Source organism: Bacillus sp. B4EP4a (assembly GCF_006680105.1).
In the GTDB taxonomy this organism is placed as follows: domain Bacteria; phylum Bacillota; class Bacilli; order Bacillales; family DSM-1321; genus Peribacillus; species Peribacillus simplex_E.
Genome location: NZ_VHIK01000027.1, coordinates 33313 through 55502, shown reverse-complemented (window position 1 = coordinate 55502; position 22190 = coordinate 33313). Strand labels below are relative to the sequence as shown.

Genomic DNA, 22190 nt, shown 5'->3' with positions numbered 1-22190 from the left:
TGTGAAAGCGCTTAAAAAAATGGGTTATGCACCTTGTTCCTTAACCACCTTCACAATGGCAGTAGCTTCACTACTAACCTCAAAAAAAGAAACAATATTACAAATTTTCAAACTGCTATTATCATTTTCTCTCTAATTAAGGTTGCAGGTCGGATTCCAGTGTAATCACCTTTTCCCTGGCTTACATATAGCATAAGAGACAAAATTATGCATCATCTGTTATGTCATTTCCTTATGCCTGGAATCTATTATAATGGATGAACTTATCCCCCCTTCCTTTTATTATTTGCAAGAGTTATGCCAATCGCTTTTATTCATGACCATTCACCTATAACTCTTTTAATACTAGTGATTTAAGAATCCCAATGGCCTTACAATTTTGTTTTTTTAATATTGATCATCTGATTCCTGAGTTTTAATCACCTCACCTGAACTGTTTTTAACTCATTAAACAGGTGACAATGTTGAAAACCAAACATAAGGAAGTCTCCTCCCTGCATTTATAATCATTTTTCACTTGTAGGAATGATTGGCAATAGAATGTGAGAAGGAAATTCCCTGCTATGATAAATCGTTTGTCTGGCCGTTTTTGTTTCACTGCTTTCAATCATTGATTTCCCTGTATTCGGGTTGGGGGCATATTGCGGGAAACTGCTCGATGAAATTTCAAGCAAGATTCGATGACCTGGAAGAAATACATTGCTTGTAGCCCACAAGTTAATTTCGTATTCAACGATTTCCCCATCCAGTTCTTTTTCAGCTCGATGGCCGTTCCGGTATTTTGCGTTGACGATTCCCTCGGTTAAAATAAGCGCTGTGCCATCCGGTGATTCATCCACAAGCTTTGCAGTAAAATCAGTGTCCGCTGCGTCAGTTGATGCAAACAACTTCACTTTAACCGGACCTGTTACTTCAAGTGCTTCTTTCAATGGCTCAGAAGTATAAACAAGCACGTCGTTCCGCTTTTCGATTTCGCTCTGATCATATGGCCCCATTGTAAGTGGGCCGAAAAAAAGTGTAGCTCCACCCTTTGTCGGTACAGGGTTTTGGGGATCATATATATATGAATCCGTCTTTTCACCCTCCTGCTCATTTCTGCTTAAGCGCCCATCACCTGTTTTCGTATTCGCTTTTCCATTACTGTGCAAATAATAACTCGTATATTCAGTCCGTTCAAGTGGCCATTCCATTTCATCACGCCATACATTAATCCCCATCACAAATATTTTCACGGGCGCTTCCTTCTCAATACCATTTTCGATGCCTTTCAGCCAGTGATTAAACCAGCGAATATGAAGGTTGGTAATATCTTCTTCAAGGTTAATCCAATCCCCGGACGCGTGCACTCCAAAAGAGCGTTCACCTTGGACCGAGGAAAAAAGGCCATGGCTCCATGGACCAACAATAAGTTTTTGAGTATTGCTTAGTTGGCCATTCACTTTGTTCATTTCCACGTAGTTTTCCAGAGTAGGGCCGATAAAACAATCATACCAACCGCCCAAATGAAAAGCAGGCAGCTGTATCCTATCAAATCTCCCAGTAATACTTGAATTCTGCCAATAAGTTTCGTCTTCGATTGGGTGATTCAAATGTTCAAAGAAAAAGTTATCTTCGTCCAGAACCTTTAATGGCGGCCAATCATTAATAGGTGCATATGCATACAATTCCTCAATATTGTTGAGGGAGTCAGCAAGCATTCGAAATTCTGAAGTCATTTCCTTATTTTTTTCATACTTCCGCTTCAGCAAATCAGGCATAATCGATTCCAATGTCCACGTTTCAAAAAGGCCGAGAGCAAAAGCCCCATTACGATAAACCGTTCCATTTCTTTGGTCATTCAGCGTCATTGCTGGAAAAATGGCGATTAAGTGTGGAGGTTTTTTTTCTGCTGCAAGCAGCTGCGTGTATCCATAATAGGATAGGCCAAACATGCCCACTTTTCCCGTAGAATACGAGAGTGAAGCCGCCCATTCCACTGTGTCGTATCCATCATCTGCTTCCTGGCTGAATGGCCGGAATTCTCCTTCTGACTGAAATCGTCCTCTCACATCCTGTATGATGACAACGAACCCATTTTCAACAAGACGATGGGTGTCCAAATAACGATGGGAATAGAGCGGTAAGTCCTTACTGTACGGAAGCCTGGTCAATAACACCGGAAAATGCCCAGTCAAATTAGGTCTGTATACATCCGCATAAAGTACGGTACCGTCCCTCATCGTGCATGGCACATTTTTTTCGACAACTATTTCAACTTTTTTCATCATAACCGCTCCTCTTAGCTATACCATTGTTTTGAGTTACTTTTGACTTTGAATTAATGATCCCCATTCTGTGTTCCTTTCGTAAAAACAAAGAGACCAAGTGCTTTTCTTTCCAAGCCTTGGCCTCTTCCTTTTTTATAAACGATTGGCTTAACACTTGGATGCATCATTATATTCCGATGACCATTCAAGTATATTGAATGATCCTTTATCAATTCACATCAGACCTTGGATAAAATGATTGACTCGATGATATCCGTTACCCGGTCCCCCACTTCGGAAGTGGATGCCGTGCCATTCATATCGGGTGTGAGTACCCGGGCTTCCAGCAACAGTTGCTCAATCGCATCAAGAACAACCTTACCATGTGATTCATAGCCAAAAAAGTCGAGCATTTGGCTTGCTGACCAAATGGAGGCAAGCGGATTTCCGATACCCCTGCCTGCAATGTCAGGAGCTGAGCCGTGAATTGGTTCGAACATCGATGGAAATTCCCTTTCAGGATTAATGTTGGCACCGGCAGCAAGGCCGATTCCTCCAGCAAGCGCTGCTCCTAAGTCTGTTAAAATATCACCGAACAGGTTCGAAGTGACAACGACCTCAAAGCGCTTCGGGTCTTTGATCATCAGCATTGCCGCTGCGTCGACAAGATATGAAGCCGTTTCGACTTCGGGATATTCCCTGCTGACCTCTTCGAATACTTGATCCCAGAAAACCATCGAATAATTCAGGGCGTTGGCTTTAGAAATGCTCGTGAGCGATCTGCCTTCTTTTTTCGCGGTTTCAAAAGCATATCGGATGATCCTTTCCGTCCCTTTACGGGAAAACACACCGTTTTGCAGAACAACTTCATGTTCCTGCCCTTTAAACAGCCAATCTCCTGCGCCAGAATATTCACCTTCACTGTTTTCGCGGATGAACAGCATATCAATATCTTCACGTTTCACATCAACAAGAGGCAAGTGAGCCCCTTTTAATAATGTCACGGGCCGGATATTGACATACTGATCAAAACTTTTACGGATTTTCAATAATAGCTCCCATAGTGAAATATGGTCTGGAACGCCCGGAAACCCGACCGCTCCCAAATAAATCGCGTCAAACGCTTTCAGCTTTTCGATCCCATCATCATCCATCATTCTACCATTTTCGGCATAGAATTCGCAGCCCCATGGGAAGTATGTGAAATCCAATTGAAAACCTGAATCCAGTTCAGCCACTTTTTTTAATACTTTTATGCCTTCATTAATCACTTCAGGGCCAATGCCATCTCCTGCGATGACCGCAATTTTGAATTGTTTCATAAATGATCTCCTCGATTTTCAGTCTTGGTTCCAAACGACCAATTTCATTTCGGTCATTTCTTCCACAGCGTATTTAATGCCTTCACGACCAGTCCCGCTTTCTTTGACTCCGCCGTATGGCATTTGATCGACACGATAGGTCGGCACATCATTGATGATCACACCGCCTACATGCAATTCCCTTGATGCGTACAATGCGTTTTTCACATTGTTTGTGTATATCCCGGCCTGCAAGCCAAAGCGGGAATCATTCACTTGATCAATCGCTTCCTTCACTGAACCCACTTTATTTACAATGACAACCGGAGCAAATGCTTCCTGGCATGAAACTTTTAGCGTATGATCCGCATCTGTAATGATTGTCGGCTCAAGAATGTCACCTTGCAATTTCCCCCCTGCTGCGATCTTTGCCTTACTGCCTTTAGTTTCCTCAATCCAGCCCAATACACGTGCTGCTTCCCCTTTGGAGATTAAGGCGGAAATATAAGTATCCGGATCCAATGGATTGCCAATTCTAAGTTTTTTGGCCGCAGCAGTGAATTTTTCGACAAACTCTTCATACACTTCTTCATGTACATATACACGTTGCAATGAAATACAGACTTGCCCCTGATTGGAGAAGGCACCCATGATGCAACGATCGATAATGTTATCGATATCTATATCTTTATCAATGATTAAAGCCGAGTTCGAGCCAAGTTCAAGTGTGGTCTTTTTCAAACCCGCTTTGTTGCGGATTCCGATTCCGACGCTTGGGCTGCCTGTGAATGTGATCATGCTTACCCGATCGTTTTCTACAATCGTTTCTCCGACCGTGCTGCCCGGACCTGTCACTACATTTAATACGCCAGCCGGCAGACCCGCTTTTTCAAAAATTTCTGCTATGAAAAGTGCGGACAGCGGAGTTTGCGAAGCAGGCTTCAAAACAATGGTGTTCCCTGCAGCTATTGCCGGTCCGACTTTATGCGCCACTAAATTCATCGGGAAGTTAAATGGGGTGATGGCACCAATGACCCCGATCGGCTCTCTTAACGTGTAACCAATTCGGCCAACACCGCCTATGGCTGCATCAAAAGGAATTGTTTCACCGTGAATCCTTTTAGCCTCTTCAGCCGAGAACTTATACGTTTCGATGGTCCTTCCAACTTCCGCTTTTGCGAACATGATCGGTTTGGCTGATTCACGGGAAATGATTTCTGCCGCTTCTTCCGCATTCTCCATTAATAACGCAGCAGCCTTCTCCAATATATCCGCCCTTTGATAAGCTGGCATTTTTGCCATGACTTCGCGCGCATTGTAGGCGGCTGCAATCGCCTTTTCGGTCAGCTCTTTATCCGCCATGGCAATTTGGGCGATTTCTTCCCCGGAAAAAGGGGAATATAGCGGGGCATAGTTTTCCGTTTCAACTTTTTCGCCATTGATCATCAGACATTGTTTCACCGATTTAAATTGATTCGCTAATTTACTCATTTAGGGCCTCCAATACCATTTCATGAAATTGAACAATTGCTTTTTCCGAAGAAGAATATCTACCTTTGTTAAAGGCACGGGAGCGGAAACCGATTTGTTCCAGCTCTACAAGTTCCACATCTTCTTGTCGGACTTGTTCGGCAAACGTAACAAGATCTTTCTCTTCCTGAGTCAAATTCTCATCGCGGAAATAATATGTGTAAACAGCCAAAGTCGTTTCGTGATCAATCGGAACCATTTGAATGGTTGCCATATTTCCGGGACCTGGATAGATGGTCAACATCAAGTTAGGCCACAGCCAGAAAAAGGATCCACCTTGCATTTCCGCCTGATTTAAATCGACCGTTCCGTAATTTTTATCCGGTTTAACGATCGAACCTTGCAGTGAATAGTTATCGCAAGTAATGATTTGGTAATCATCCATATCGAGCGCTGCAACAAAGCTTGGATGTGCTACATGGCAATGGTCACATTCTAAATAGTTATCTATGAACGCTTTCCAGTTTGCCTTGATCACCCTCGTTTTTTGGCTTGTTCTTTTTAACTCACTTAAAAACGGGTATTTACTTAAACGGTCAAAGAAATCGCCGTAGGATTCGCTAAGCGGTTTTGCATTATCATCCAAGTTTACAAAAATTAGAGATTCCAAGATTTCCATGCGAACGGAGCGTAAACAGGCATCTTGTACACAGGCTTCATCTTCTCCTTTAAAATTCGGCGCTTTGTTCAATTTCCCATCCAATTTGAATGTCCAACCATGATAACTGCATTGTAAAATTTTCTTCTTTCCTGATTCACTTTTTTCAAGCTTAGTGGCACGATGCGGACAAACGTTATAAAAAGCGCGAATCACCTCATCCTGGCCGCGGTTCACTATGATCGGCTCGTTGGCTACTTCTGTCGTAAAGAATGATCCCACTTTTTCCAATTGGCTGACATGACCCACAAGCTGCCAAGATTTAGAGAATACTAGATCGATTTCCTTTTCGAGAACTTTCGGATCCGTGTATTTGTCATATGTCAATGTTCTTTCAAATGTACGATTTGTTACATTTTCCACCTTGTTATAAGCCATCATTCATTTCCCCCTAAATGATTACTAGCATCCCTGCCATACTAGCTATTAAAATTTGATATTTTTTAATTGATCCGACCTTCCGCTTCAACCGGCTGACACTGGTATATTGGCGAAAGGTTCCGTCGCCAACTTAATCGAATCTGTCGGACAACCATCAAAAGCATCTTCCAAGTCTTCCTCCAGATCTTCGGATACTTCAGTTATTCCTGTGTTAGCATCCAGGATTGAAAAGGCGATTCCTTCATCGTTATAATCAAAAATTTCCGGTGCAGTCGCTCCACATGCCCCGCAAGCGATACATGTCTCCTGGTCAACTATTGTGTATGTAGCCATGTGGTTTCCCCCTTTTACATAATTAAACGGACGCTGTGCTTTTCTCTTTACCTCCCATTGTGCTCGTGCTGTGCAGCGGCTGCACTTTCGCACTTGGGTCGATATGAACTTTTGCATTGCTCACTGCTGTTGGAGCTTCACCGAACCCGCTAGCAATCAGCTTCACCTTACCTTCGTATGTGCAAATATCTCCTGCTGCGTATATGCCTTTGATATTCGTTTCCATTCTAGAATTGACAACGATGGAATTGTTTTCGATTTCAAGACCCCAATCCTTTATTGGCCCTATTGATGATACGAATCCATAATTGACAAGAACGTCATCGACCTCCAATTCGAACAGTTTTCCACTCTTTGCATCCGTCACAATCACTTTTTCTATATTTTCTTCCCCGATCAATCCGGCTGGGAGATAAGGAGTCAAGACCTCCACCTTGGATTGTTTCAAACGCTCTACACTGTGTTCATGGGCACGAAATTTATCCCTGCGGTGAATGAGTGTCACTTTTTCGGCTATTGGTTCAAGCATTAGCGACCAGTCGACCGCCGAATCACCGCCACCGAACACAACCACTTTCTTATCGGCGAATTGACTCATATTCTGGACGAAATAATGAAGGTTGGCATTCTCAAATCTTTCTTCACCTTCAATTTTTAGTTTCCGAGGCTGGAATGCCCCGTTTCCAGCAGTTATGATTATCGCTTTCGTGTAATGTGTTTCTTCGGATGTCGTAATGGCAAACATCCCATCCGAAGTACGAACAATGGTCTCTACAGATTGATTAAGACAAATATCCGTTTTGAATTGACCCATTTGTTCCAGTAATCGATCGATGAGCTCTTGGGCCTGGATTTTCGGGAAACCCGCAATATCATAAATGTATTTTTCAGGGTACAAAGCAGATAGCTGCCCTCCCAATTGTGGGAGACTTTCAATGATTTTCACTGAAGCTTGGCGCATCCCCGCATAAAAAGCGGTGAACAAACCAACCGGTCCTCCCCCGATAATAGTGATGTCAGAGACTTCATACTTTTCTTCCAAATTCATTCCCCCCTAGATGTCTTCCTTGAAATAAGATAATTCCGCTTACTAGAATTCTGCTATGCTTAGATGTCGATTCATGCATAGCCAATCGTCAATTTCACCAATTGATAATTTTATATAATGCAATCTGCGTGCCAACCTCGGGAAACACCCTTAATAAACAAAATATTTAGAATTCAATTTGAAAACGTTATCATTTCGAGTTATAATTAACTCGATATTTATGAAACATTATTCAGAAATCACTCATTCCCTTTTGAAAAGAGAGGATCACCCTATGAAAAGTACGGATTCAACTGAAAGTGTGGAGATGACGCTCCAAACTCTATTAAAAATTCTTGATCATTCCTCAGATGAGATTTTCGTCCTTGACGGCGAAAAGCGGATTCTTTACGTCAACAAGGCATGTGAGCGCCATTATGGGTTGAAACCTACTGATGTCATTGGCAAATATAATGAAGACTTATTTGAAAAAGGGTACTGGACGCCCTCCATCGTGCCTGAAGTATTTAAAAGGAAAAAGCCTTGCTACATTAAACAACAAACGTATATTGGGGCTGAATTGATGACATCAGCGATTCCAATTTTAAATGATGCGGGGGAAATTGAACTGGTCGTCACTACATCCACAGAAACACAAACGTATAAAATGTTAAAAGCAAATGAAGCAAGTAGTGAGTCAAAATCGACTCATGACGAAGATGAAACGGGGAGATTCATTACTAATAGCGGTAAAATCAACCGCATCCTCACTTTTTGTGAAAAGGTGGCGCCGACCGATTCCACGATTTTGATCCAGGGGGAATCTGGAACGGGAAAAGGGGTGCTTGCCCATTTCATCCACCGGATCAGTAAGCGGAAAAGCAAACCTTTCCTGACGATCAACTGTGCAGCCATTCCGGAAGAACTGCTCGAATCCGAACTATTCGGCTATTCAAAAGGTGCTTTTACCGGTGCGAACAAAACTGGAAAACGCGGATTGATTGAATCCGCAGACGGTGGCACTGTCTTTCTTGATGAAATTGGGGAAATACCGCTCGCTCTGCAGGCAAAGCTTCTCCAAGTAATCCAGGACAAGCAATTCATTCCCGTCGGCGGCAGTGAAATGAAAAAAGTCGACATCCGCATCGTCGCAGCAACAAACCAGAACTTAATAGAAATGGTCAATGATAAAAGATTCCGGGAAGATTTATTTTACCGTTTGAATGTGATTGATATTCAATTGCCTCCATTGCGAGAACGTAAAGAAGATATCATTCCCCTTACGTACAATTTTTTAAATAAGTTCAATGAAAGATATCATGAAAATAAAGTCATTTCGGAAGAATGCTTGAACCTATTAATTCATTATTCATGGCCTGGCAATGTACGCCAGCTCGAAAACTTGATTGAAAGGTTGGTCTTAATAAGTGACTCCGTTATTTTAATGTCCGACTTGCCTGAAATGATAACCGAGAACGTTGAACAGGTCACACAGATTGATCTCCCCACTTCTCTCGATAAAGCACTTGATGAAACGAAACGGATATTGATCAGGAAATCTTACCAAACATATAAATCATCAAGGAAAGTCGCGAAGGACCTCTCTATCAGCCAAACGAAAGCCTCAGCATTGATCCGGGAGTACTGTGGGGACTTAATGAATAAATAGGCACAATGAAAATGCCAATGTCTCTGTCTATCCTTAAACAAGTCCATTTGCCCCCAACCGAAACATGCTGGTCATTCGTTGCTAGTGATCGATGGTGAATGGTAAACACTTATATTCCAATTCATACGGGCTTCCATTTTAAATCAATCTAAATTCAGGTACGAACAGTAAATAAGAGACTTCCCCTTTGCGGGCAAGTCTCTTATTTTTAAGAAGATCCAACTATTTTTTCGCCTCTCGGCTTTGTACTATTTGAATCTGGTTCCCTTGTGATGCCAATTTGATTGAATTTATCATTAATGGATAGATTGTATGTCAATGATCCTGTGCCGGTTTCATCAGGCTTGAAAGTTCCTGCATTTGTCCGTTTTCCATCTTTCAGCAACCACACTTGATACACCTCGGACTTTTGAAGGCTCGGCAAATTCTGAATCTGAACGATTAACCTTCTTTCTTCACCTTGCTGCAAAATGTATGCAGCACCGTCCGTATTCATGTTTACAGCGGTCTTATCGGCAGGCTGCAAAGATAGCGATGTTTTAACCTCCATTGGCAGATCGATAGCTGCAAGTTCTTTTTTCAGTTGAATATTGGAATATAACAGTACGAACGCCAAAACCAGGGTGGCCAGCAAGAGACCTGAAGTGACTGGTGTAAACTGCTTAAAGAAAAAACTACTCCAATTCTTTTCCCTTCTCACCGGAACTTCATCATCAGTCTCAAAGACAAAATTCATAACCTCTGATTTCAGGGAAGAAGAAGGTTCTATTTCTTCGAAATCCCATTTCAATGAATTCCAGGCTTCCGTCATTTGTTCATACTCCCTAGTGCATTCAGAGCATTGCATTAAGTGTTCCGTGAATGCTTTTTTTTCTTTTTCTCCCAGTTCACCCGATAAAAATGAAAGCAGGTTAGTGCACTCTTTATCCATTTACAAACCACCTACTTCCAAATACTTTTTCAACAATTTAAGCGACTGGTGAAGTCTGCTCTTGATGGTACCAATCGGTTCATTTTCAATTTTGGCAATTTCCGTTAACGAGTACCCTTTCCAATACAGTAAATCAATCAGCCTTTTTTGCGGCTTGCTTAACTTACTTTTTGCATTGGCAATTTCACTGTGTAATAGCCCATTTTCTATATCATTATTAGGATCTTCTATGTCAATTGGATGGCTCATGTCCATGTGTTTGTTATTCCGGATATGAACGCTGTCTTTACGGACATAATCCACACACACATTTCGTGTAACGGTCAAAAGCCAGCTTACAAAGTGCCCTTTTTCGGGATTGTAACTGCTTTTTGTGGTCCAGAGCTTTAAAAAGACCAACTGCACAATCTCTTTTGTTTTTTCAGCATTTCCATTTGTGAACTTAAAAATAAATCCATAGATTAATTTAATATGCCGGTCATAAAGTTCTTCCAGAGCAGGACGATGCTTTTTCATTACTAATGCCATCAATTCCTTATCAAGTTTTTCTTTCAATCGCACCTGCAACTCCTCACAAGTAAATTTGGAAAAAACGTGTAACAGGAACGACCATCAGTGATCGTCCCCTTTTTCTTATTTTGGAAAAACCGTCTTGTTATTTACAATATACCAAACATTTTTCACACCTTCGCCATTGACATCTCCCGCTGCTTTATCATTCACAAAATAGTAGAGTGGAAATCCTTTGTACGTTACCTGCTCTTCCCCTGTATCTTCCCTTTTAATGGTTCCAAAGTCTTTTTCCTCAAATCCTTTAGGGGCGGCAAAATCCCTTTCCATGAACGGTGGCCATTTTTTCAGACAATCACCCATGCAATTGCTTTTTCCTGATTTATCATTCTTGAAAAAGTAAAGTGTCATTCCCTTGGAATCAGCCAGGTATTCGCCTGTTGTTTCACTTTCCAATAATTTTAGGCTTACTGCTTTTTCATCGGCAGTACCACTAACCACTTGATCATTTTGGGGTGAATCATCTGCTTCATTTCCACATGCCGCCAAAACTAGGACCATCATAAAAACTGAAAATACCATCCACTTTTTCATATACTCTCACTCCTCATAAATTTTACTTCCATCCCCATTTTTGAAATACTTGATGGGATTCTTCCGTTTTAAGATAATCAATGAATTGTTTTGCTTTTTTCTTGTTTTCACTCTTACTTGTTATGCTTACCGGGGTCCCTCTATAGAGCTTGTCTTCTTCAGGAAGTTGAACCAGGTCCGTCACATCCGCCAGACGGTAATGCCAGGATTCATATGTAATCCAGGCGTCCAATTTAGAATTTGCCTTCCATAGATCGATAGCTTCTGCACTGGACTTCACTGAAATGTCAATATTCCTGCTAATTCCAGGGATCAATCCTTTTCCTCCAGCCAAATCTTCCCATAGCCCCAGTTGCCCGGCTCCATTAACATCCACAATCTTTACGCCCTCCTTCGTTAAATCCTCCAATGACTGTATATTCTTTGGGTTTCCTTTTCTAACCAGAATTCCAGCTGACCGTACATACAATTCTGTACGTGTTTTTTCATCAAGGATCTCCGGATGATCATGCATGAATTCAGTCAGCATATACTCGGACCCTCCGTAAATGATATCCGCATCTCGTTTGGCTTGATCAATCCATTTTTCTTCAGGTCCCGCTGTAACTTCAACTTTTATCCCCGTTTCTTTCGTGAATTGTTCCGCCACTTCCTTGATAGGCCCAAGAGGGCCACCTGGACCGTATACTTTTACGACATCGTTGACAGCTTGCCCCCGTTTCGTACCTATTTCCGGTGAAAATCCTAACAGTACTGCCATTAATGAAATCCACCCGACAAAAATGACCTTTTTCAAGTCTTTCTTCTCTCCCTTCTAAAAAGCCTTTGTACTATAGATAACGGGACAAACTTCCAAACGGTTTGAAAAAAATTGTTAATTATTTTTATAAAACTTCTTCCCAAATATTTGACCCTATTTTTAGGTCTATAACGAATATCATCCTACTGCCAAATAATTTGGTAAAATGATCCTCAGCTATTCTACTTTTTCACTCATAACAAAAAAACCCATTCGAAAAAGTATCTATTTTCGAATGGGGCATGGCATTAATAAAAATTGTTTTATTTTCGGTTCTTTAGATTCAGGGCGACTAGGGTAGGACAAACATACTCTTTCAATTCTCTCAAACCAAGTGGCAGAAAGGGTTAGCTTGATTTGCTTCCCTTTCTCTGTTTATTTCTTTTTCTAACCATAGCAATCACCAACAATAACAGAGGTATAATCGTTTGCATCAAAATTCCATGAAAAGGGAAGGCGACGATATCATATCGACTGACAGCCATAGAGCTAGGATACGACCAAAAGCTGAATTCTACAATCAAAATCCCTATCGGCCATACAACAGGACGATAGTCGGAGAGATTCAGCCACTGCGCGGTACCTAAAGCAGCCGCATAATAAAACACAGAAATTTTGACAAACGCTCCTACTATCCATACGGCCATGATGGCGGACTCCAAATGTTCAAAAAAGTCGGCCAAACTGATGTACCGAGATACATTCATCATGGGATAATTCTTCGTGGCTGTTGTTGACCCGAGTACAAAAAGAACCAGAAGATTCACCACAATTAACGTCATCATCACGGCAAAAACAGACATCATCCCGGATTTCATCCCTTTTTTCATATCGGTTAAAAAAGGGAGGAGAAAAATCATCAGAAAAAACTCGCTAAACCATCCACCCGGTATAATTGAACCCTTGATTGGAGGCATAATTCCATTCCCCAATATCGGGAATATATTCTTAAATTCAAGATCTGGGCCCAGTAGGACGATTAAAAGGAGGAGTGGAAAGATAAAAACAGGAACCAACAATTGGGCAGCTCTCCCCATCGCCTCTATCCCTCCACGGACGATAAAGGCACAGAGGAGTACCATCGATGCCATGATCACGCTAATCGGGGTTTTGACCAGAAAAGAGTCAACAATAAATTCTCCGTAACTTCTTAGGATTTGCCCTGTGATCGGGATATAAAAAAACAAGAATAAAAAACCGAGAATTTTCCCCGGAATCCGACCAATGATTTGTTCACTGAATTGGATAACCGTTTGTTTCGGATAAAGTTTGTGCAGTTTATAAGTGATATACACCGTCGCATACCCGATGAGAGACGCCAAAATGGGGGACAGCCATAAATCAGTTTTGGCATATTTCGCTGTGATGCTTGGAACACCGAGAACAGCCGTTGCCACAATCGTCGGATACATCATGAATGCCATCTGTAAAGATGAAATTTTACCTTTCTCCATCATCTTCCTCCTTTCCGTGATAGTATGTAAATTTGAAATCATGCAGCTAACAGATAGATTTACTTTTCATAAACTCTTCAATCGGCTTAAAAAAGAGTTTCAATCCATTCAGCTGGTTTCGGTTCCTTTATGATTTCTTTTCCTTACAACAGCAATCACCAACAATAACAGAGGAATAATCGTTTGCATCAAAATTCCTTGAAAAGGGAAGACGTTGATATCATTACGACTGACATCCACAGAGCTAGGCAACGACCACAAACTGAATATGAAAATCAAAATCCCTATCGGCAATACAACAGGACGATAGTCGGAGAGATTCAGCCACTGCGCTGTACCTAAAGCACATGCATAATAAAAAACGGAAATTTTCACAAACGCCCCCACTATCCATACCGCCATGGCGGCGGATTCTACATGTTCAAAAAAGTCGGCCACACTGATGTATCGAGATGCATTCATCAAGGGGTAAAGCTTTGTGGATGTTGTTGACCCAAGTACAAAAAGAACCGTAAGATTCACCACAATTAACGTCATCATCACGGCAAACACAGACATCATACCGGATTTCATCCCTTTTTTCATATCTACCAAAAAAGGAAGAAGAAAAATCATCAGGAAAAACTCGCTGAACCAGCCACCTGGTACAATCGCACCCTTGATTGGAGGCATTATACCATTCGCCAATACCGGGAATATATTCTTGAATTCAAGATCAGGAATCAGCAAAATGATAAAGATTAAGATTGGAAAAATGAAAACAGGTACAAACAATTCAGCAGCTCGCCCCAACACTTCTATTCCCCCACGTACGATGAACGCACACAGAAGCACCATCGATGCCATGATCACACTAATCGGGGTACGTACCAGAAAAGAGCCGACAACAAATTCTCCGTAGCCTCTAAGGATTAGCCCCGTGTTCTGGATATAAAAAAACAAGAGTAAAAAACCGAAAATTTTCCCCGGAATCCGACCAATGATTTTTTCAGTGAATTGGATCACCGTTTGTTTTGGATAAAGTTGGTGCAGTTTATAAGCGATATACACCGTCAGATACCCTATGAGCGCAGCAAAAATGGGGGACAGCCATAAATCAGTTTTGGCATATTTCGCTGTGATGCTGGGAACCCCGATAATAGCCGTTGCCACAATCGTCGGATACATCATGAATACCATCTGTAATGATGAAATTTTCCCTTTCTCCATCTGCTTCCTCCTTTCTTTAATAGTATGAATGTAATCCCGCAACACCCACTAATAGAGTCACTTTTCCATAAACTCTCCAAATGGCCTGAAAAGAATTTCCACCCATTGAGTGGGTCCTGACATCTGTGGGAGATTGAACATGGACAGAACCAAGCCAGTGAGGAGCAGTGTAAGAAATGCCACTTTATCTTTTTTGGGATTTTTTTTCATTTTAGGCCATTCAAACAAAATGATTAAAGCTACGATCACGGTTGTACACAAAAAAGCCCCCCATCTCACTTGTCCTTCACCTCATTTTCAGACAAACCTGCCGGTTTGTTTATATAGCCCTGTCTTCGAATATGGGCCGCAACATCGATTTCCACTTCCATTTCCGCGAATATCTCATCCCAGTGGTTAGCTACCTTATTAAACTGTTTAGGATATTTCCTATAGAAATCTTTACCCAACCCTAAAATGTCCGCTTTCTTATCCTGAGTATGCAGAAAAGCCATCTCGATGCGTTTTTCTATATCTTTTTGATATGCTCGTTCTGCAGCTTTTAGAGATTTTGGACTTGAAAGGTCTAAATTCGTTTCATTTTGTATAACAGCTCCTTCTGTTTTTACCTTCACCAAAAATTTCCATTTATCATTGATAATTTGCGGAATGATCTTGACTTGGGCTGTCACTGGATTTAAAGAAATCTCCCCTTTCACACCTTTGGGTTGAAAGGTCACGGTATACGATTCCATTTCATCTCTTAACCACAATATCCCTCTTGTTTCTTTTTCCGTCATCGTCCCGGTCATCTTATCTTTTTTAAAAACGGCTGTTCCAACAATGTAAGGAATTCCCTGTAATTTCGTTTGCCCTTTCCCCGGCGGCAATATTTTAACGAATGGAAGTGCAGCCGCTTGAGGCTTACCCGTTAACATTTCATCTAAATCCTGTATTGTGACCAGCATCCCAATATGTAAATCAGATAGTTCTCTAAGCACTTCCCCTGAATAGTTTTCCAGGGGTGGCAAAGATTCAAGGATAGGCTTTGCTTCCCCTTTGCTGACATACACATTTGCTTTCTCTCTTGGCTGCGGATGGCGCAGCAAAAAATCCATCTGCTCTTGAATTCCTTCCTTCGCTAACTTTTCACCGAATACAAATACTTTACAATGTCCCCAAAATATTTTTCGCGGAAGCTTGCTTTGAAGCTTAGACAATGCATCTGAAATATTGGAGCCTTTTGCAGATCTCACCATTGTCGTAACCCCACTCCCCCCTTGACTGCTCCCTCCTTGACCGCCTCCACTGCTAATTGAACTTGGAATAAAGACTTGGACGGATAGTTCGATTTGATTATTACCCTTCTTATCGATGGCGGCTGCTGTGACAATCGCCAAGTCAGTGATTTCTATTCGATCCCAACAACCGCTTAGAAAAGGGATCGTTCCACAAATAACGAGCAAAAGAAGGACGTTTTTCATGAAATGACGCCTCTTTCCTTTCTCCAATATCCTTTTTCGCCTCCAGCTATTATTCACTCCGTTTCACTCCCCCTTTTTGGATTTGGACTCTGTTCCGGGGCTTGACGGTATACATTAGAATCCCCTGTGAGACGCGGGCGTGTATCCATCATCCACCAAGGGGCTCTCCACAGCACATCTTTTAGCTCTTTACCTTTTAACGGCGCCAGTGGCGCTAAGTATGGAACGCCAAAGGAACGCAAGCTGCATAAGTGAATGACTATGGCGATTATCCCCATCATGATGCCAAGCAGTCCTAAGGTACCGGCAAGCAGCATCATTGGGAAACGCAGCATCCGGAAAGTAATTCCGGCAATATAACGGGGCATCATAAAAGAAGCGATTCCCGTAATCGCAACCACAATGACCATTGGCGCTGAAACCAACCCCGCTTGTACGGAAGCTTGACCAATCACTAGCGCTCCAACAATGCTGACAGCGGAACCTACTTGCTTCGGCAATCGGACCCCAGCCTCTCTCAGTGCTTCAAAGGTTATCTCCATCATCAATGCCTCAACTAAGGCTGGGAAAGGGACCGCTTCCCGGGATGCTGCTACGCTTAGCAGGAGTGCGGTTGGAACCGCCTCATGATGGAACGTTAAAATAGCAACATAAAGTGAAGGAAGCAAAAGAGATAATCCCATAAAAAAATATCGTAACCAACGGATAAAAGTGCCTGCCATAAAACGTTGAGCATAATCCTCTTGTGATTGAATCAAAGAAAAGAAGGATATTGGTGCAATTAAAGTAAAAGGGGTTCCTTCTACAAGAATGACAGCTCGTCCCTCCAGCAAGCTGGCACAGGCTACATCCGGCCGTTCTGTCGACATAATCTGAGGGAAAGGTGAAAACGGATTGTCCTCGATCATTTCCTCAATGTACTCGCTTTCTAAAATTCCGTCTATTTTAATTCGTTCCAACCGAGTTGTAATCTCTTCAATCAATGTTTTATCCGCAAGGCCATCAATATAAGCAATTGAAACATTTGTCCTGGTAAGAGTTCCAATCTTCATCGATTGTATTTTAAGGGCAGGACTTTTGATAATACGTCGCAATTGGGACGTATTTACTTCTAGAGATTCAATAAATCCCTCTCGTGACCCCCTAACTCCCCCCTCTGCCACAGGTTCTTCAATCGCCCGCTTTTCCCATTTGGACAATCCCAGAGAAAATCCATCGCTTCCCCCTTCATATAGAAGGATCGGGTTTCCAGAGGAAATCGATTCAATGCAATCCGCCAACATATTCACTTTTACCACTTTAGGAACGGGCATTTTATGTTCAATAAACTCATTTAATGGTTGTGGTTCTTTTGATGACTCTTGCATGAGTGGAGATAGCACATATTGCTCTATCGCCTCGATGTCTGAGAGTCCCGCAATGTAAATGAGCATCGCCCGAGTCTTTCCGAAAAGTAAGAACGAGCGGAACATGACATCCGTGCAATTATCATAAACAGAACGAAGTGTTTCTACATTTTGACTGAAATTCACATCAAGTGAATCTGCAGGCTTGGAATCCAGGTAATCATTTTGTACCAGGGATTTTTTTTCTTTCTTTTTTCTTAACAATTTGCCAACATTACGAATCAAGCTGGATACCCCCATTTTTTTGCAGGTCGCTCTAACTCCATTTTTCTATGTTTCTTCATTAAGGGTATTTTATACAGAAAATCCTGATTCCAGCATGAACTTATATTTAGCAGAATTGAAAAGCTACGTTATAAGTTGATATTGAATAAATCGTAAACCTGTTTGTAATTAATAACTAAGGGGTATAACAAAAACCGAGGCTACAGATTAGTCGAATATATCGTCTCTGTTTAAGTATGGATTTTGACCAAGATATGCAAGGCCATAAAGTAGGGGATACTTTTTAAAGGATGGATATTCGCTTTAAAATACCTCTGCTTTTTTATCTTTTTCATAGAAGTTTCATGGGCAATCAGACTAAAACATTAGAAAATAAGGGAGATTCTATGTCATTCTTAATCACATTGCTCGGATTATTGGTTTCCACAATAATCGCTACAATATTAAATGCCAAATGGACTCGTATTCCACTACCGATATATCAGATATCCATGGGAGCAGTGCTTTCATTATTGCCATTTCAATTATCGTTGGATTTTCATTCAGAATTATTCATGATCTGTGTCATAGCTCCGCTGCTCTTTACAGAAGGAAAAAATACGTCCCGTAAAGAAATGCTTGAATTACGAAAGCCTATTCTGTTATTGGCCTTTGGGTTAGTATTCGTGACCGTTTTTGCAGGAGGTTTTTTCATCCACTGGTTAATACCCGATTTGCCGATGGCTGTCGCTTTTGCTTTAGCAGCCACGATTACCCCTACGGATGCCGTAGCGGTACAATCGATTACAAAAGGATTGAAGTTGCCCGGAAATATGATGCCCATCCTTGAAGGTGAATCACTTTTCAATGATGCTGCTGGAATCGTTGCTTTTAAAGTTGCCTTGGCAGCTGCTTTAACTGGAGTATTCTCTATAAAAGATGCTTCGCTTAATTTTATATTTGTAGCTTTAGGCGGTATTTTTATAGGTATCCTATTGGGCTATTTAATCGTTAAATTACGATTATTTTTACGGGTTCATGGACTTGAAGAAATCTCCATGTCCATTGTTATTGAACTGATTACGCCTTTTGCCATATATATGGTAGCTGAAGAATTCCATGTATCCGGCATCCTGGCAGTAGTTGCTGCAGGTGTAATACATGGCATCGAGCGGGATCGCCTGCAGAGCTCCACTACTAAATTGCAAATTGTATCAACTAATACATGGTCTGTATTAGGTTATGTTTTGAATGGACTTGTATTTGCCTTGTTAGGATTCATGTTGCCGAGTATTTATCAGGAAATTGAGTCCGGCTTAAATAGGGGTAATCTTTTTGGGATAAGTGTTTTGATTGTTCTTTTATTATTGGTGATCCGTTTTATTTGGGTATACATTCTGCATGATACTTTTACGAAAAACAGAGTGAATCCATTAGAACAATTCATCATGTCAAGGGTTCATCCAGAAGATAGCAATGACACCGATGAGGAGAATGTTTCAAGATCACGATTTGCATTTTTGACATCCGTTAGCGGCATTCATGGAACCATTACATTAGCTACAGCTTTATCCATACCATATTTCATGCCGGATGACACTTTATTCCCAATGCGTAATACAGTCTTGTTTATCGCAGCTTGCGTTATATTGTTAAGCGTCATATTGGCTACAGTTCTCTTGCCATTACTGGTAAAGACATCGATTGAATTTAAAGATGAACGCCTAACCAATGAAGAGGCTTATAAAATTGTTTTAAATAAAACGATCAATCAGCTGAGCAAAGAAGCAACCATCGATAATCAGAAAGCTGTCAATCAAGTGATGGAAGATTTAAATGAACAACTGATAGATTTGGAGAGGGGAATAACGAATAGACCGGATAATCGGACCATACGAGATTTAGTGGAGCTAGGTGCCAACAAGGAATTGGAGGTCGTTTCCGGATTAGTCGAAAAAGGGACTATATCGGAAACAGCCTTTGAACTTTATAAAGTGTATATTTCAAGAACCTTAAATTATATGCAAAAATCGTCGTTGAAAAGGGCTTTGATCAATTTGCAGGCGATTCTTTTCAAGAAAAAGATCAATGTCAAATGGGATAAGAAATGGGAAGCGAAATTAGAGGACTCCATCGTTAAAAATGCTGACCTGATCCGGGAGTTCCGTAAAGCACAAAAAGAAGCTTCAAAGGAAGCTATTTCATTGATCAAACAACAAACTACACCTAAAAACCGTCATGAAGTCATGCTTGTCATTCAAAGATATAATCGTTATTTGAATCCATTCGGAACATTAAGTGAAAAAGAAGCAAATCGCTTTAAAGAGATGGTGAGTCATTTTCAGTTGAATGCGATGCAAATCGAACGTGATATCATTCAGCAAATGGTTGAAGATGAGCAAATATCCATGCAAACGGCAACTGAGCTTAGGCAAAACTTAATCTATGATGAAATGTTAATGATACAAAATTGATAAATTATAAAGAGACACCGATACAACAGGGAGCGGTGTCTCTTTATTTAAATCCAAAGGGGGTCAAACAAATGGAGTAATACCACAGGAAAAATGAAATGAAAAGACCTGCTATAGATCAAGCAGGGATAAGGGATTTCAGTTTAAGTTGGTACGGTATCTTCATGGCACCTGATCCCATTATCCTTTTTGGTGTTCTTGTTCGGTCAAATGGTAAGTTAATAGTTTTGCAGCTTAACTGTTGTTTCAATTGAACATACAGCAGTTGATGCAAGGATCATGAAGCCGGCGAGTTATATGAAAATGCCTTTATTTTCTTGCGGTTCAGCTTTACACCGCTCTAACTGATCAATCCACGCTCAATTCCTTCTTTTATCAAGTCCATCATTCAATATTTTCATTTGGAAGCGGAAGTAGAGATAGAATACGGTCCAAATGATCATATAGAATGGTATGAAAATCCCAATTCCTATAGCTAAACCTTTTAAGCTGAATGGAATCCAACCAACAAAGAAGGATAATAGGAAGTAAAGAATGCTGACAGTTAGGAAGTGCAGAATGGTTTGAGTTAACAAATTCCATTTTTCATTTTCAAAGAAGAGTGTTGCCGTGCTGAAAAACCAGCCACATAATAGGCATCCTATCGCATTTTTCACGAATATTCCACTGTCTAATGATGTGACCTCCCCAAAGCCAATGACCCCAAAACACGTCAACACCATCACGAGTGCACCAAAGCAAATCCCAACAAAGCTTCGGAATAATAGTGTTTTCATCATAATCCCTTCCTTTTCCATTGAAATGCTTTCTTGATCCCTTGAACATAGTGCCGAGAAACATATTCTTTTTCCCCTGATCGGAAATACACACATAAGGTCCCGTTGAAAGATGCCTCGAATCTGCTTAACTCATCCAAATTGGCAATCACCGACTTGGACAATCGAACGAACTGATTACCAGGAAGATCCCTTTCAAGCTCATATAATCTTTCTTTCATTTCGAAAGTACCCTGTTTCGTCCGCACCATTATGGAATCCTGCTCTGTGAACAAACAGATTATTTCTTCCGCCCGGAAAACATGCTGCATTTCTCCTTTCCTGCCGACAAAATACGGTCTTTTCCTCTCCCTCAAGCGCTCCATCAGTTCCTGGACTTCCTCATTCCATTCATGATTGCGGATAAGCACCTCTATCGCTTGGACCTCCTCATCTATCTCTACGTTTATTTTCATCTCTGCGACCTCCCTTTGCTTATAATGTAAGTATATTGATATTTTTGACAATTCGCTTGTGATTTCCAGCTACATGCCACTTTGTAGCGATATCATGCTTGAAATTGATATTCAGATACACGAAATAACCGCCCAAATAATTGGACGGTCCTTTGATATAAATCTAATTCCGATTTTAAATACGTTTACATTGATTAAGATCACTCTTTGCTTGTAAAAGTACTTGGCATCACCACAGCGATTACCTCTCCACGGGCGCAAAGTTTATCGATGGCAAATACCTCTGTTTCGATTCTCCATTTCTTAGGATGAATTTCATGAACCGTCCCAACGGCTATTAATGGCACATCATTTGGGGTTGGCTTTACGAACTCCACTTTCAGTGAAGCTGTCACGAACCTTGGAGGCTCCACTCCATCCCCAACTTCATGACCATTTTTACGATGCAATGCAATAGCAGCGGAACCTGTTCCATGACAATCAATTAAAGATGCAATCAAGCCGCCATAAACAAATCCTGGAATTGCGATATGCTCTGGTCGTGGTGTATAAATTGTCCTTGTTTGCTCGCCTTGCCAACTCGTTCGAAAATGATGACCATCTTTGTTTAAGCGACCACATCCATAACACCATGCAAATTCATCTGGATAATCATCTTGAATCGCTTTTAGCACATTTTCCTCCATCATCTCTCCCCCTTTTTCAGAATATTATAACATCACTAAAGGATAATCGGTCTATTTGGGTAATTGTTGAAAGATTAGTTTTTT

At 41.2% G+C, this 22190-nt stretch carries 20 protein-coding genes; 2 read left to right on the top strand and 18 right to left on the bottom strand.

Translation table 11 applies throughout. From position 1 onward, the window contains the following. Window positions 1-506: 506 nt before the first annotated feature. From FNK51_RS14295 to FNK51_RS14270, 6 genes are all read right to left on the bottom strand, one after another. Window positions 507-2267 (bottom strand): CocE/NonD family hydrolase, encoded by a 1761-nt coding sequence (locus tag FNK51_RS14295; RefSeq protein ID WP_141993778.1) that lies wholly within the window; start codon window positions 2265-2267, stop codon window positions 507-509. Between the two features lie 218 nt (window positions 2268-2485). Next, entirely contained in the window at window positions 2486-3568 is a 1083-nt protein-coding gene (locus tag FNK51_RS14290) for a tartrate dehydrogenase (RefSeq protein WP_098370894.1), read from the bottom strand. A gap of 18 nt (window positions 3569-3586) precedes the next feature. Further along, on the bottom strand, window positions 3587-5038 hold the full coding sequence (locus FNK51_RS14285; RefSeq protein WP_141993777.1) for an aldehyde dehydrogenase family protein: 1452 nt from the start codon (window positions 5036-5038) through the stop codon (window positions 3587-3589). After that, window positions 5031-6113 carry an aromatic ring-hydroxylating oxygenase subunit alpha gene (locus tag FNK51_RS14280; RefSeq protein ID WP_063235396.1) on the bottom strand — a complete coding sequence of 361 codons (1083 nt, stop codon included), beginning with the start codon at window positions 6111-6113 and terminating at the stop codon, window positions 5031-5033. Before FNK51_RS14280 ends, FNK51_RS14285 begins: the two co-directional genes overlap by 8 nt. 87 nt (window positions 6114-6200) lie before the next feature. Beyond that, window positions 6201-6449: a ferredoxin gene (locus tag FNK51_RS14275; RefSeq protein ID WP_098370892.1), complete on the bottom strand. Its 249-nt coding sequence runs from the start codon at window positions 6447-6449 to the stop codon at window positions 6201-6203. Window positions 6450-6471: 22 nt separating this feature from the next. After that, window positions 6472-7491: an NAD(P)/FAD-dependent oxidoreductase gene (locus tag FNK51_RS14270; RefSeq protein ID WP_141993776.1), complete on the bottom strand. Its 1020-nt coding sequence runs from the start codon at window positions 7489-7491 to the stop codon at window positions 6472-6474. Between the two features lie 280 nt (window positions 7492-7771). Between FNK51_RS14270 and FNK51_RS14265 the strand changes: the two genes are divergently transcribed. Further along, window positions 7772-9145, top strand: a complete 1374-nt coding sequence (locus FNK51_RS14265; RefSeq protein ID WP_141993775.1) for a sigma-54 interaction domain-containing protein — start codon at window positions 7772-7774, stop codon at window positions 9143-9145. 208 nt (window positions 9146-9353) lie between these two features. Here the strand turns inward: FNK51_RS14265 and FNK51_RS14260 are convergent, their stop codons facing one another. The 9 genes from FNK51_RS14260 to FNK51_RS14220 form a co-directional block, all read right to left on the bottom strand. Further along, window positions 9354-10076: an anti-sigma factor gene (locus FNK51_RS14260; RefSeq protein ID WP_141993812.1), complete on the bottom strand. Its 723-nt coding sequence runs from the start codon at window positions 10074-10076 to the stop codon at window positions 9354-9356. Continuing rightward, window positions 10077-10631: an RNA polymerase sigma factor gene (locus FNK51_RS14255; RefSeq protein WP_076368029.1), complete on the bottom strand. Its 555-nt coding sequence runs from the start codon at window positions 10629-10631 to the stop codon at window positions 10077-10079. Between the two features lie 78 nt (window positions 10632-10709). After that, a complete protein-coding gene (locus tag FNK51_RS14250) occupies window positions 10710-11180 on the bottom strand; it encodes a COG4315 family predicted lipoprotein (RefSeq protein WP_098370887.1) in 471 nt (156 codons plus the stop codon). 22 nt (window positions 11181-11202) lie between these two features. Continuing rightward, window positions 11203-11940, bottom strand: coding sequence for an extracellular solute-binding protein (locus FNK51_RS14245; protein WP_141993811.1), 738 nt, complete (start codon window positions 11938-11940; stop codon window positions 11203-11205). A 386-nt stretch (window positions 11941-12326) separates the two neighbouring features. Next, window positions 12327-13433 carry a GerAB/ArcD/ProY family transporter gene (locus FNK51_RS14240; RefSeq protein WP_141993774.1) on the bottom strand — a complete coding sequence of 369 codons (1107 nt, stop codon included), beginning with the start codon at window positions 13431-13433 and terminating at the stop codon, window positions 12327-12329. Window positions 13434-13541: 108 nt separating this feature from the next. Then, window positions 13542-14642, bottom strand: coding sequence for a GerAB/ArcD/ProY family transporter (locus FNK51_RS14235; RefSeq protein ID WP_141993773.1), 1101 nt, complete (start codon window positions 14640-14642; stop codon window positions 13542-13544). Between the two features lie 57 nt (window positions 14643-14699). Continuing rightward, window positions 14700-14903: a hypothetical protein gene (locus FNK51_RS14230; RefSeq protein WP_286178713.1), complete on the bottom strand. Its 204-nt coding sequence runs from the start codon at window positions 14901-14903 to the stop codon at window positions 14700-14702. Window positions 14904-14917: 14 nt separating this feature from the next. Next, window positions 14918-16105, bottom strand: a complete 1188-nt coding sequence (locus tag FNK51_RS14225) for a Ger(x)C family spore germination protein (RefSeq protein ID WP_141993771.1) — start codon at window positions 16103-16105, stop codon at window positions 14918-14920. A 53-nt stretch (window positions 16106-16158) separates the two neighbouring features. After that, window positions 16159-17751 (bottom strand): spore germination protein, encoded by a 1593-nt coding sequence (locus FNK51_RS14220; protein ID WP_141993770.1) that lies wholly within the window; start codon window positions 17749-17751, stop codon window positions 16159-16161. 371 nt (window positions 17752-18122) lie between these two features. Between FNK51_RS14220 and FNK51_RS14215 the strand changes: the two genes are divergently transcribed. Next, window positions 18123-20189, top strand: coding sequence for a Na+/H+ antiporter (locus FNK51_RS14215; protein WP_141993769.1), 2067 nt, complete (start codon window positions 18123-18125; stop codon window positions 20187-20189). Window positions 20190-20548: 359 nt separating this feature from the next. On the opposite strand, the gene FNK51_RS14210 is transcribed toward FNK51_RS14215, so the two are convergent. The 3 genes from FNK51_RS14210 to FNK51_RS14200 form a co-directional block, all read right to left on the bottom strand. Beyond that, window positions 20549-20965: a DUF3021 domain-containing protein gene (locus FNK51_RS14210; protein WP_181762265.1), complete on the bottom strand. Its 417-nt coding sequence runs from the start codon at window positions 20963-20965 to the stop codon at window positions 20549-20551. After that, window positions 20965-21420 carry a LytTR family DNA-binding domain-containing protein gene (locus FNK51_RS14205; protein WP_141993767.1) on the bottom strand — a complete coding sequence of 152 codons (456 nt, stop codon included), beginning with the start codon at window positions 21418-21420 and terminating at the stop codon, window positions 20965-20967. The genes FNK51_RS14210 and FNK51_RS14205 overlap by 1 nt, the downstream gene beginning before the upstream one ends. A 200-nt stretch (window positions 21421-21620) precedes the next feature. Further along, a complete protein-coding gene (locus FNK51_RS14200; RefSeq protein ID WP_141993766.1) occupies window positions 21621-22106 on the bottom strand; it encodes a PaaI family thioesterase in 486 nt (161 codons plus the stop codon). Window positions 22107-22190: the final 84 nt, after the last annotated feature.

Bases quoted from the DNA above. Each gene is read 5' to 3' on its own strand.
- FNK51_RS14265 (WP_141993775.1), top strand. From the start codon at position 7,772: ATGAAAAGTACGGATTCAACTGAAAGTGTGGAGATGACGCTCCAAACT.
- FNK51_RS14260 (WP_141993812.1), bottom strand. From the start codon at position 10,076: ATGGATAAAGAGTGCACTAACCTGCTTTCATTTTTATCGGGTGAACTG.
- FNK51_RS14215 (WP_141993769.1), top strand. From the start codon at position 18,123: ATGTCATTCTTAATCACATTGCTCGGATTATTGGTTTCCACAATAATC.
- FNK51_RS14205 (WP_141993767.1), bottom strand. From the start codon at position 21,420: ATGAAAATAAACGTAGAGATAGATGAGGAGGTCCAAGCGATAGAGGTG.
- FNK51_RS14235 (WP_141993773.1), bottom strand. From the start codon at position 14,642: ATGGAGAAAGGGAAAATTTCATCATTACAGATGGTATTCATGATGTAT.
- FNK51_RS14250 (WP_098370887.1), bottom strand. From the start codon at position 11,180: ATGAAAAAGTGGATGGTATTTTCAGTTTTTATGATGGTCCTAGTTTTG.
- FNK51_RS14210 (WP_181762265.1), bottom strand. From the start codon at position 20,965: ATGAAAACACTATTATTCCGAAGCTTTGTTGGGATTTGCTTTGGTGCA.
- FNK51_RS14225 (WP_141993771.1), bottom strand. From the start codon at position 16,105: ATGAAAAACGTCCTTCTTTTGCTCGTTATTTGTGGAACGATCCCTTTT.
- FNK51_RS14290 (WP_098370894.1), bottom strand. From the start codon at position 3,568: ATGAAACAATTCAAAATTGCGGTCATCGCAGGAGATGGCATTGGCCCT.
- FNK51_RS14200 (WP_141993766.1), bottom strand. From the start codon at position 22,106: ATGGAGGAAAATGTGCTAAAAGCGATTCAAGATGATTATCCAGATGAA.
- FNK51_RS14220 (WP_141993770.1), bottom strand. From the start codon at position 17,751: ATGGGGGTATCCAGCTTGATTCGTAATGTTGGCAAATTGTTAAGAAAA.
- FNK51_RS14275 (WP_098370892.1), bottom strand. From the start codon at position 6,449: ATGGCTACATACACAATAGTTGACCAGGAGACATGTATCGCTTGCGGG.
- FNK51_RS14295 (WP_141993778.1), bottom strand. From the start codon at position 2,267: ATGATGAAAAAAGTTGAAATAGTTGTCGAAAAAAATGTGCCATGCACG.
- FNK51_RS14245 (WP_141993811.1), bottom strand. From the start codon at position 11,940: ATGGCAGTACTGTTAGGATTTTCACCGGAAATAGGTACGAAACGGGGG.
- FNK51_RS14280 (WP_063235396.1), bottom strand. From the start codon at position 6,113: ATGGCTTATAACAAGGTGGAAAATGTAACAAATCGTACATTTGAAAGA.
- FNK51_RS14240 (WP_141993774.1), bottom strand. From the start codon at position 13,433: ATGGAGAAAGGTAAAATTTCATCTTTACAGATGGCATTCATGATGTAT.
- FNK51_RS14285 (WP_141993777.1), bottom strand. From the start codon at position 5,038: ATGAGTAAATTAGCGAATCAATTTAAATCGGTGAAACAATGTCTGATG.